At 38.4% G+C, this 12,229-nt stretch carries 10 protein-coding genes; 1 reads left to right on the plus strand and 9 read right to left on the minus strand.

Translation table 11 applies throughout. The features are described from left to right. Window position 1: 1 nt before the first annotated feature. The 8 genes from IGJ41_RS12275 to gst form a co-directional block, all read right to left on the minus strand. Complete coding sequence (locus IGJ41_RS12275; RefSeq protein WP_438714523.1) at window positions 2–2,554, minus strand: cation-transporting P-type ATPase; 2,553 nt, start codon at window positions 2,552–2,554, stop codon at window positions 2–4. A 149-nt stretch (window positions 2,555–2,703) separates the two neighbouring features. Beyond that, a complete protein-coding gene (gene sstT, locus IGJ41_RS12280) occupies window positions 2,704–3,966 on the minus strand; it encodes a serine/threonine transporter SstT (RefSeq protein ID WP_002359106.1) in 1,263 nt (420 codons plus the stop codon). A gap of 128 nt (window positions 3,967–4,094) precedes the next feature. Then, the gene (locus tag IGJ41_RS12285; RefSeq protein WP_002355036.1) at window positions 4,095–4,478 is read right to left on the minus strand and encodes a potassium channel family protein; all 384 of its coding nucleotides are present in this window, start codon (window positions 4,476–4,478) and stop codon (window positions 4,095–4,097) included. A gap of 102 nt (window positions 4,479–4,580) precedes the next feature. Next, window positions 4,581–5,321: a tRNA pseudouridine(38-40) synthase TruA gene (gene truA / locus IGJ41_RS12290; protein ID WP_002365313.1), complete on the minus strand. Its 741-nt coding sequence runs from the start codon at window positions 5,319–5,321 to the stop codon at window positions 4,581–4,583. A gap of 243 nt (window positions 5,322–5,564) precedes the next feature. Further along, a complete protein-coding gene (locus IGJ41_RS12295; RefSeq protein WP_002391386.1) occupies window positions 5,565–7,346 on the minus strand; it encodes a hypothetical protein in 1,782 nt (593 codons plus the stop codon). Between the two features lie 151 nt (window positions 7,347–7,497). Next, window positions 7,498–8,424, minus strand: coding sequence for an anti-sigma factor (locus tag IGJ41_RS12300; RefSeq protein WP_033600620.1), 927 nt, complete (start codon window positions 8,422–8,424; stop codon window positions 7,498–7,500). Window positions 8,425–8,426: 2 nt separating this feature from the next. Further along, on the minus strand, window positions 8,427–8,891 hold the full coding sequence (locus tag IGJ41_RS12305) for an RNA polymerase sigma factor (RefSeq protein ID WP_002383292.1): 465 nt from the start codon (window positions 8,889–8,891) through the stop codon (window positions 8,427–8,429). A 138-nt stretch (window positions 8,892–9,029) separates the two neighbouring features. Then, window positions 9,030–9,539 carry a DinB family glutathione transferase gene (gene gst, locus IGJ41_RS12310; protein ID WP_002381118.1) on the minus strand — a complete coding sequence of 170 codons (510 nt, stop codon included), beginning with the start codon at window positions 9,537–9,539 and terminating at the stop codon, window positions 9,030–9,032. Window positions 9,540–9,867: 328 nt separating this feature from the next. Between gst and IGJ41_RS12315 the strand changes: the two genes are divergently transcribed. Further along, window positions 9,868–11,271 (plus strand): dicarboxylate/amino acid:cation symporter, encoded by a 1,404-nt coding sequence (locus tag IGJ41_RS12315; RefSeq protein ID WP_002387350.1) that lies wholly within the window; start codon window positions 9,868–9,870, stop codon window positions 11,269–11,271. A 97-nt stretch (window positions 11,272–11,368) separates the two neighbouring features. Here the strand turns inward: IGJ41_RS12315 and IGJ41_RS12320 are convergent, their stop codons facing one another. Continuing rightward, window positions 11,369–12,211, minus strand: coding sequence for an LEM-3-like GIY-YIG domain-containing protein (locus tag IGJ41_RS12320; protein WP_002381116.1), 843 nt, complete (start codon window positions 12,209–12,211; stop codon window positions 11,369–11,371). Window positions 12,212–12,229: the final 18 nt, after the last annotated feature.

Genomic DNA, 12,229 nt, shown 5'->3' on the forward strand with positions numbered 1-12,229 from the left:
ACTAGCGAGGACATTCGCTAGTTTTTTGGCTTTCTTTCGTCATGAATCGTTTGGTTATATATTTTTCCCCTTCAACAAGGAAAAACAAACTCACAACATGGACGAAAATCATTGCTAATTGAAGGCCATTTAAAGAAGTTGTGCCAATTAATTGCTGCGCTACTGGCAAGTAGACCACTAGTGCTTGTAGTAAAAAGAGGATTCCTAATGAAGCAAACAACACTTTATTTTGGAAAAAGCCTGTGCTTAACGACGGATCAACCAACTTACGACAGTTGATCATATACGCTGCTTGCGCTAAGACGATACTTTGTAAGAGGAACGTTTGCTGTAAGGCTTGGCCCTCAAATTGTAACGCCATGAGGTAACCTGGCACCATAATGAGTACCGACACATAGACGATTCTAAAAATACTGTACTTTGTTAAAATGCCTTCGTTGACATCTCTTGGTGGTCGTTTCATGGTATCAGCACTCGCTTTTTCAAAACCTAATGCATAAGACAAAGTAATCGTAGTTACCATGTTTACCCATAATATCTGGACAGGTGTCAACGGTAGAGGATGATTCATTAAAAGCGCCCAGACAACAATTAAACCTTGTGCCAAAGAAGTTGGCAAGAAGAAAGTAATCGTCTTTTTCAAGTTATCAAAAATGCGGCGTCCTTCTTTCACGGCTTTAGCAATCGTATGGAAATTATCATCTGCCAAAACCATATCTGCGGCTTGTTTGGTTACTTCACTTCCTTTAATTCCCATGGCAATTCCGACATCGGCTTTCTTTAGTGCTGGCGCATCGTTCACGCCATCGCCGGTCATCCCGACAATTTCACCATTGTTTTGTAAAGCCGTGACAATTCGTAATTTATGTTCTGGCGTCGTTCGTGCAAATACATCGACTTTTTGAACGTGCTGAGCTAATTCTTCATCTGACATAGCATCAATTTCTAATCCTTCAAGGACTTTTTTCGTATGCTTTAAACCAACCTGCTCGCCAATGGCTTGCGCTGTATCTTTATGGTCTCCGGTAATCATTTTGACGGAAATACCTGCTTCTTGAGATTCTTTGACGGCTTGAATGGCACTTTCTTTTGGCGGATCGATGATGCCTGCCAGTCCAGCAAACGTCAATCCTGACAATGTTTCATGTGTCAGTTCCTGTTGTGACGTAACTGTCTTATAAGCGAAACCTAATACCCGTTGTCCTTTTTGCGCTAATTGCGCAGCTTGTGCTTGCCAAGCACCTTTTTGATTATCAGATAACGTAGAAAGTTGTAACAATACTTCTGGCGCACCTTTGACATAAATAATTGAACCTTCTGCTTGCGGATGGCGAGTGGCCATGTATTTGTAACTTGAACTAAACGGAATTTGCTTTTCTACAGGGCGTAAAGACAGTTGATCCTGATCAACATACTGTAGTAAAGCTAACTCGGTAGGATTCCCTTGTAAGTCGGCGATTTTTTGTTGGTCTTGTAATTTCAATTCTTGACAGTTGGCCATAATCTCTTTGACAATGGTCATTTCTTCAGTCACTACATCCATTACCGTCATTTCATTTTTAGTTAGCGTTCCTGTTTTATCTGAACAGATAACTGTCATTGAACCTAATGTTTCAACGGAAGGCATGCCTTTAATAATCGCATTTTCTCTAGCCATCTCATGAACACCCATCGATAAAATCATCGTTAACACAGCAGGTAAGCCTTCTGGAATCATTGCTACAATTAATGCAATCATCGCAGAAAATAAGAGGCTCCATTCCATGCCATGACGAAAAGTGGTAAAGAAAATCAGAAACAAGATCAAGACCATAATCCCTTGGAAAATTTGCTTGTTTAATTGGTGCATTTTCCGTACGAGCGGCGTTGTTTTTTGATCTACTGACTGCAACGCGTGATTAATTTTTCCAACTTCAGTGGAATCTCCTGTTTCTACTACAACACCTAAGGCCGAACCTGCTTGGACAAGTGTTCCTGAAAAAGCCAAATTCTTTTGATCGCCTGTTGGTAATTCTTCATTCAAGGAACTGGTAATTTTCTCCACGGCTTCTGATTCACCTGTCAAAATTGATTCTTCAATCATCAGATTATGAACATCAAATAAGCGCAAATCTGCTGGGACTACATCGCCAGCTTGTAACGTGACTACATCTCCCAGAACCAATGTTTCAGAAGAAACGGTTGTTTTTTGTCCATCAATTAGAACGACTGTCTCTTGGCCCATCATCTGTTTCAGGCCGTCTAATGATTCTTCTGCTTTACGCTCTTGCCAATAACCGACAAAGCCATTGACAAGTACTACTAGAAAAATGATACTTCCTTCGACCACTTCGCCTGTGGCAAATTTTAGAATTGCGGCAGCGAGTAAGACCACCATTAGTAAATCTGTAAAATGTTTGGCTAGCTTTTGCCACGTTTTCAGTTGTTGTTTTTCTTCAATTTTATTTGGACCATTCGTTTGTAAACGTTGCTGACGTTCTTCGCTAGAAAGACCCGTTTGCTTCGTCTTAGTCTGCTCGATTACTTTTGTTGAGGAAAGTTGATACCATTTCATTTCGTGTACCTCCTGTTTACTTGATACCTTTATTATAGAGAGGATTTTCTTCACAAAATGGTCGATAATTTCAGTGGCCCCTGAAAAAAATGGGGCCGAGATTATAAAAGAAAGGAACAACCCGCATTTTAGCGGGTTGTTCCTTTCTTTTAAATATTTTCTTGTTCGACCACCAATTGACTTTTACCAATTAACGCTTTGACATCAATACTTTCACCATTTTTACGTCGGTCTGCTAACTCAACTGAGGTGGTAAACAACAAGTCACTAGAAGAGTTCAACGCTGTTTCAATGGAATCTTGGACTACGCCGACGATAAAGCCAACGCCGACGACTTGCATGGCAATATCATTGGAAATGCCAAACAAACTACATGCAAGCGGAATTAACAACAAGGAACCACCAGCAATTCCTGAAGCCCCACAAGCAGAAACAGCGGCGATGATACTCAACAATAATGCTAAATAGATTGGCACGGACATGCCTAATGTGTGGACTGCCGCCAATGTCATAATGGTAATCGTAATGGCTGCGCCGCCCATATTAATCGTTGCGCCCAGCGGAATAGAGACCGCATAAGATTCTTCATTTAAATCCATTGCTTTCGCCAATTCCATATTAATGGGAATATTGGCCGCAGAACTGCGTGTAAAGAATGCGGGAATCGCACTTTCCTTTAATACAAAAAAGACTAACGGATACGGATTTTGCCGAATATTCCAAAAAACAATCGCTGGATAAACGACTAAAGCAACCACGGCCATCGTACCAATTAACAATAATAGTAACTGACCATACTTGGCTAACCCTGCAATGCCTGTTGTTGCCACCGAATGAAACACCAAACCTAGAATTCCAATTGGTGCAATGCCGATAATCATTTGAACGACCGTGGTAATCCCTGTTGAAAGATTGGCAATCACATCCTTGGTAGCGACCGAACTTTGACGTAACCCAATACCGATTAATGAGGACCAAAATAAAACAGATAAATAATTGCCTTCAATCATCGCTTGAATCGGATTTTGGACAACGCTTGTTAACACATTGCTTAAAACATCACTAAGTTGCGTTGGGGCTGCTTGCGCTTCCTGCGCCGCCTCCAAAACAATCTTAACGGGAAACAGATAGCTTGCCGTCACGGCAACAACAGCTGCCAAAAATGTCGCTAACAGATACACAACTAAAATTGATCCAACATATGTTTTCGCCCCAGCCTTTTGTTGGGCTAGCGACGCAATAATTAAGACAAAAACTAAAATCGGCGCAATTGCTTTTAAGGCGCCCACAAACAATTCACCAAGAACGCTGATGAAGGTCCATTCTGGCACCAAGAAACCCAAGGTGGTTCCAATCACAATCCCTATCATGATTTTTTGAATTAACGATAATTTCCGAATCGCTTTGACCATTCACTTCACGCTCCTTTAAAATAAAATACAGTTTGGGACATACTACCATAATTATTAAGATAAAAAAAGAGTGTTTCTCAAAAAACTTTCATTTTTCGAGAAACACTTGGTCAACTCATCAATTTCGTCTATTTTTCTGAAGACTTTTCCGCTGAATGTTCTTTGTTTTTATGGTGATGGTGGTGATGACTTTGTTTAGAATACAAGTAGGATTTTGCTACGACCGAAATAAACATAGCCATAATCCCCAAGCCCACTGTAGCATAAACCATGGTGAAAATTTTTCCCAAGTCAGTAACTGGATGCACATCTCCATAACCAATCGTGGTTAACGTCATGAAACTTAAATATAACGAATCTAATGGCGACAATTTTTCCACTGTTGAATAAAAAATAGTCCCACTCAACAACGTGGTTGCCAGTAAAAAGAACAAGGCACGAGTGTCTTCTTTTTTTAAGATACCTAAAAAAGATGAAAATAATTTTTTGACAGAAATAAGTAAAGATAGCAAAAAAATGACCTCTTTCTATTGTTAATCTCTTCTTAACGTTAGCACTTTTTAGATAAAGTTCAACTTTTTAATTGGTGTGGTTAAAGAAAATTTATTTTTTTGTTATTTATAATACACTTCATCTAAAAACAACCCTTGTGCAGGAGCCGTTTCACCTGCGCCTTCTCGGACTTTTGTTGCGAATAATTCGTCAATTATCGCTAATTCTTTGGTGCCTGCACCAATTTCTAAAAGTGTCCCAACGAGGATGCGGACCATTTTATGCAAGAAACCATTACCCACAAAAGTGAACTGTAACATTTCGCCGTTTCTTTCAATCGTAATCTTTTCAATCGTTCGAGTAGTCGATTTTTTGGTTTTTTTCAATGCTGAAAAACCAATAAAATCATGGGTCCCTATTAATTTTTGGCAAGCTTGTTCCATTTTTTCTTGATCCAACGCTTTGGGAAAGTGAAAACTATGATACCGTTCAAAGGCATTAGGAATTGGGCTATTCCAAACATAGTAGCTGTATTGTTTGCCTGTGGCGTTATAACGTGCATGAAAACGTTCAGGCATTTCTGTAACTTCTTTAACAACAATATCGCCAGGTAAATATCGATTTAAAAAGGATAACATTTCGGTTGTTGTTAGTGAACTAGTCGTTTTAAAATTCGCTACTTGACCACGTGCATGTGTGCCGGCATCCGTTCTGCCTGAGCCAATAATTTCAATCGGTTCACCCGTCATTTGTTTTAAAATACTTTCAATTTTCCCTTGAATCGTTTTCTCTGAATTGCCTAGTCGTTGCCAACCTGAGTATCTTTTACCATCATATTCAATGGTTAATTTTATGTTGCGCATGGGCGAAGCTCCTTCGTATTCTTTTTCTCTCTTATCATAGCAGAAATAAGTGGATTTTTCTTCTTTTCCAAGAGAGCCTGGGACAAAAATCACTTTGGATTTTTGTTCCAGGCTTAAAAATTGATAAACGGCGGGAACAAAAGCAACTCCTTCGGAAATAAGCCGAAATTCTCCAAAAATTAAAGAACAATTTTCGAAAATTCCTTCTTATTTCTCGGAGTTAAACACTTCTGTCCCGACCTCTTAGTTTAATCCTGCAATTTTCAATTCTTCAACATTCGCTGCTTTAGCATTTTCAGTCACTACGGCTTTAAATGTCACTTGGTCGCCCTCTTTTAAGAATAGCGCCAGCGGACTGTTATTAGTCGTTACGCTAAAAATGGTTTTTTCATCTTCTAGTAAAAATGAAACTACCGTTTGCGCTTCCCCAGCTACTACTGAGACACGAGCTACTTTACCTTGCATCGTTTTCAAGTTGGCTTTGTCTGTATTTTCATTGTTACTTCCTTTGGTTACTAACTCAATTCGATAAGCGTCTAATGCGCCTTGTGCCGTGTCTGCATCAATCACAATATCATTATCTACGGCGTTTATATAGACATATTTTTTGAAAATCCCTTTACTGTCCATTAACGAAACAATCCACGTTGGCACGCCATCAATGTTATAAAGGACTGGCATACTAGCTTTCCATTTCTTTTCTGGATAAATTTTTGAGGCGATAGAAATGGCGCCATCACTATCCATAATGCCGACTTTAGTATCACGATAATACGTAACTTGACCTGTTCGGGCATTGATTAAGGAGTAACCTAAAGCGGAATCTTGGTCTTTTTCACTACTTGTAAAGTCCGTAAAATAAAGCAACTGGTTCCCTTCCTTGTTCATCATCGGCGTAATTTGTCCTGATGCATAAATACCATTTTCAGTTGGAATTTTAACATCTTTTTTGGCACCAAACATTGTCTGGTTCCACCAGCCTTGACTGTAACGACCAAAGAATTCATTTAAGCTATTCGCCGCTGAGCTAGTAATCGGCGCATCAACGAAACTTGGGGCTTTTTGACTGTCATAAACGTTAACTTCTCCTGTTGTAGCATTCAATACTGCCGTTTTAAATTCATTATAGTGCATGCGACCAGAAACCCCATACTCTTTGTAAAGCGTTTGAATATAGTAAGGATTCCCTTGGTCATCCAGCTCTAAATTGATTGTGCCAGTTGCTGCATAACCTGGATAAGCGGAATAAATTTTTCGTGCGGCATCTTTGCCAAAGTAAGCTGAAGGAGTATAAACAATTGGTTTTTCTACAAATTCTGGCTGTGCGTTGATATCTGTTGCACTAATGATGAAATAGCCAGGTACTTCCCCCAGTTTTAGCCATTTAAAGAAGCCATTAAATTCGACTGTTGCTACATAAACATACTCGCCATTGACAACTTGTGCCGTTATACCATCCAAAGTAAACATATTGGAATTGGGAATGACAGAAAATTTCTGTAACATTTTTCGTTTCGCCGTTTGTGGTGCAATCGCAATGGGTGTTTCTTTCGCCGAAGTTAAAACTTCAGCTTTTTCTTCCGTTTTTAAAGGAATCGTTTGATAAATTTCATCAATAGAAGAAATTCTGGTAATACTACTGACAATGGTCAACAAAATCATTGCCAAAACGGCAACACCCAAAATTTTGCCAGACCAGTCTTTGTTAGCCGTTTTGTTGGTATTCTTCCCTACTTCTTTGCGGCCCTTTTGGATACCAGGAACTTCGACTTTACTAGCTAAGCGTGTACTTAATAACACCCCACTAGCAATCACTGCGCCAATCAGATTAATCCATAACACGGTTGAAAGATTTTTACTTGGCAAAGTCACAAATAAAAAGATACCTAACAAGAGCAATTCAATCGCCATTAATAGAATGGTCCCCTTACTCTTTTTCCCTTTATTCGCTACAATTTTGGCGCCATTCGCAACTAAGATCCCGATACCAAAAAATAACGTTAACCCAATAAAATTAAAAAACATTCACTTGCCCTCCTCATAGATAAGTAAAAAAAGTGCTCCCACGCATTGTAGAAGCACTTCCTGTGATCCATTCTATTATAACGTTTTCTATTTTTACTGACAATATCGTTGAAGCAAAATCAGTCGGAAGGCTTAGAGTTCTGAAGAACGTTTATTTCTCTGGCTGAATATAAGGAACGATAGGTACGGTCACGCCAATTGAAGCACCACGAACAAAAGGTTCATTTTGTAAGGCTTTGAAATTTTTGGTTTGTCCGGTGAGCATGACTCCCCAAATAGGTAATTTTTCGACTTTTTTATTTTTATTTTGTTGGATAAACTTTTGGCCTTCTTGGTTGTCAGCAAACAACGGGGATTTTTCTAAGGTTTCAAAAAAGTGTTGCTTGTCGTTTTCAGGATCAAATATTTCGTTGTGATCGTCCATGCTTAATTGAAAACCATAAGGCAGCGTACCAGAAGGACCTTCTTTTTCATTAACCGTTTCGGAGTATACATAGAGCCAAACTAAGTTGACATTGCTCGGTAACATTTTGCGGACTTCTTCATATGGATAAGGTTTATCAAAAGAAATCGCCACTTCCGCTACTTGGTTTTCCATTTTATCTAATTCACTTAACTCGTTTTTGATACCACCATAGTAATTGGTAATCGCTGGGTTATAAAAAGATGCTACTTTCTGCTTGGTTTGTCGGTTGTATTCATAAAAATTCTTAGAAGAATAATAGCTACCAGGATAGACTTCATTCCAGTCAATCGAATTTCTGAAAAAGCTATATCTGCTACGTAAATTACTCCACTCCACCGTGTAACCATCAATATTTTTTGAACGATTGGTCACAACTTCGCCCCCAAAAGGCGAACTATTAGCAATTACCTGGGAATCTAATTGAGTGTTTGGTGAAGCAATCATTTCTTGATCATTAATTACTTCTAGTAGGGTATGATAGTTTTTCGTCGAAAGTTTATCCATTCCCACAAAAAAACCGACAAACAATACAGCAAAACTAACAACGGTTATGGCACCAATCACGATAAATTGTTTTCTTTTCGCTTTACGAATACTTTTTTTTAAATCCACTTCTATTCCTCCAGTTCTTTTTTTAATTTTTGACGTGTGCGATACAATTTTTTGCGAACATTTTCAACAGATAATTCTAAAATCAACGCAATCTCGGCATACGATAATTGATAATAATATTTCAAAAGTAATAGTTCTTGTTCCTCATCTTTTAAGGAATCGATCAATAATAATAACTCTTGCCCTTCCATTTTTTCTATTGATTGTACAGGATGGCTGTTTGCCACAAAAGTGCGTTCTCGTTTCTTTTTTCGATACATCGTAATGTAGTAATTAAATGTTACTCGGAAAAACCACGGGCGTAGATTTTCTGATGTAATTTCAGGTAATATTGAAAAAATCGTTGTATATGTTTGCGACACTGCATCTTGTGCATCTTCAAGACTTGCTCCTCGGCGAATCAAGACTTGGATGACTTCTTGCCCCAAAGAAAATAGTACTTCGTCAAAATTTGCCTCCTTTTTCATCTGATTGCTCCTTGCACTTATACAACGTTTCAACTAGGGAAAAAGTGGACAGTCCTTCGCTCATTATTTTTATGTATTTTTTCTTTCAATAAAAAATGCTCCTGCTTAAGCAGAAGCATTTTTGTTTTTGCTTATTTATCATTTTCCAATGACTAATCTTCGTGTATAAACGGCTTGCCCAGAATGCATCACTGCATCATCAATCGCTGAAACTAAACGCACTTGTCTAGTCACCGGTGGGGTCCAATTTTTATCAATCACGTCTGACAATTGTTCTTCTTTGATTTGGTCTAAATAGCTTTTGGTAAGTGCCACACTGGCAGCCAAATAGTCACTAAGCAATTGCTTTTCTGTCACCACGACTTTCGCCGCTTCCTCTGGTGTGTGATGCCAGTCTTCTGTTTCATCTGGCAAATCCAAGGCAAATTTTTCTGTCCAGTGTTGGCTAAGCCATAACGGTTCACTATGATTAAGTGCGGAAATTTGTAGGTCTAATTCTCTGGCTGTGTGCCACATCAGCCAAGTAACAGACTTGATTAATGGTGCGGGCATCGTGTTTGCTTCGGCAACGGTCATTTGCGCAAGTGTTTCTTCAAAACGTTCATGCGCTCGGTCAAGGGTTTCACTAGAAAGTTGAGTGACTTTCATAAAAATACCTCCTTTGTGTTGGTGCCTGTTCTTTCGTTTCTATTTTCTATTATACTGCAAAAGAATCCGTTGTAGTTCTTTTTTGGCTGCGGTATCTGCGGAAAGGGTAAAGATCACTTTCTTCAAAAATAACACTTCCCTAAGTAAAAAAGAATTGACAATTCTCTTAGTTTCCCTTAGTATGTGGAAAAGTACCTTTAAGATAGTCCGAGAGGCTAACAAGGCAAAGTTCTGTAAAATTCTGTATTTTTGTATAGTGAATGATACGAGATGTCTTGCCCTTTTTTTGTGTGCAAGGCTTTTTTTGCGCGGTGCTTAATCAATTTATTTGGGAGGCAACAAAGTGGAAAAGAAAAAACGTGAAGTGAAAGGTATCTCATTTACCAAAAAAATGGTGATTTCATTGGTGGGAGGATTAATCGTTGGGCTCGGCTTTTTATTTTTAAGAGAGCACCTTATTCGCAGCAATCAAGGCGCTGTGTGGCAGACAATCAATCAGATTCTTTTCCAAGATATTTCAGATCCTGAAAAAGGACAATCTGCGATTGGGCTTTTCTATATTATTGGTCAACTATTTATCAACGGCCTACAATTAGTGATTGTGCCGATGGTCTTTACTTCAATTACTTTAGCCATTTGTCATATTACCGATACGCAAAAATTAGGACGAATTTCTTATAAAACAATTTTTGGCTTTTTATCGATGTCACTGATTGCTCTATTAACGGCTGGAATTGTGGGCTATAGCGTATATTTAACTGGCGCTTTTAATGTGTCGTTATCTGAAACGCTAGCTCCTGTCGAAGTAAGTACGAGCGGCAACCCATTAATGGTGATTGTCAATGCTGTCACGAAAAATATCGGTTCTGCATTTAGCGACAATGGTGCGATTTTAGCCGTTGTTGTGTTGGCAGTGATTACTGGTTTATGTATTAATGCATTAGGAGATAAAATTCGTGTTTTCAAAAAATTAATTGAAGAAGTCAATGCGATGGTCACGTTATTTTTAACCTTTGTAATTACTAAATTTGCTCCTATTGCCGTCTTTATGTTGTTAGTTCGGACGTTTGCTTCTTACGGGATTGATTATTTAAAACCAGCGTTAGTCTACGTCGTAACCACGACAGCGACGCTCTTAGCCTTTTTGATGATCGGTTACCCATTATTTATCTTATTTGCGACAAAACTAAATCCTGTTCCTTTTATTAAAAAGATTATGAAAGTTGTGGTCTTTGGATTTTCTACTTCTTCTTCGGCAGCCACTTTACCGTTAAATACAAAAACAACGGTTGAAGAGTTAGGTGTCGACAGCGATGTTGCCGCCTTTGTCTTGCCGTTAGGAATGACTATTAATATGAACGGCACAGCGATTATGCAAGTAATTGCGGCTATTTTTGTGGCGGGCGTAGCTGGTTATGAAGTGACACCAGCTAATATTGCCTTGATTGCCATTTTAGCTTTAATGTCATCCATTGGTACACCGGCTGCACCTGGTGCTGGCGGGATTATCCTTTTCACTATTTTAACTGGTTTAAACTATAACAATGAGATTGCGATTGCGACGTATTCATTGATTTTAGCCATTAATCGTCCAATCGAAATGCTCGTTACTAGCCTAAACGTGGTTGGTGATAGCGCCACTGCGATTTATGTTGCACATTCGGAAGATTTGTTGGATGAAGCCACTTATCTGACTGATGTCGCTGACTTGCAAAATGCGGAAGCGGAGTAATTAATGAAAAAGCAGACTTCTTGTATGGAAGTCTGCTTTTTTCGTTATTGTTATTTTGAATATATTCATTAAAAAATAACTTTTTTAAATAAAAATTCTAGTTATTAATATACGCAACAGCACTACCGCTACCAAACTTAATTCCTGGCAAACATTTTTTATACAAATTGAGCTCTTTTAATGTGTCTTTTCTACTTGATAAAGCTTGGAATGCATAACGAGTCAATCCATTCTCAAATATTTTTGATTCTGAATACTTTGAAGAAACTTTGTATGCAGCAACAACAGCATTGTCCGCTCCAGTGTTAACGGCAATAATATAGCGAATACGGTGTATTTTATCACGACCAATTACCCAGTTACCCAAGGTCCGCGATTTCAAGTTATTAACATCACGTAATGTATCATCTAATGGATACTCTTTCGTTTCATCCTTACTAAGGCGAAAAGCATCTCTTACTTTCACCGCTAGAATCAACTCATCTGTTGCTATTTCACTTATTGACATAGGTTGAAAACCAAAACATTCTTCAATGTCTTCCACTAACATAGCTTTAGAACCATGCCCTTTTACTAAGTTTGTCAACGGTAGCCTTTGAATAAGCCGTGCATAATTAATCAACGCATTTTCACTTGCAAAAGCCTCAGCTTCAGATAATCCATAACTAAGTATATAGCTTAGTACTTGCATCCCCAATGCATTTATCTCTTGAATCGTTTTTATTTTTAATGTTCCCGCTGTTTCATCGTTTTTTAATAAATTTGATTGTCGCAACAAATTTAGCGCAGCTTGTCGATGAGCAAAAACACGATTATCTTTCCCTTTACCAATATAAAAAGGTTGGTTGTTTCTTGGATCAACCAAACAGTATACATAATAAATATGCTGATTATCTTTTTGTAACTTATTTAGTGTTGGGGCAGAAAACTTATCTAACATCTATTTTGACTCCTTCTT

The organism is Enterococcus sp. DIV1537a, assembly GCF_051712085.1.
Classification (GTDB): Bacteria; Bacillota; Bacilli; order Lactobacillales; family Enterococcaceae; genus Enterococcus; species Enterococcus faecalis.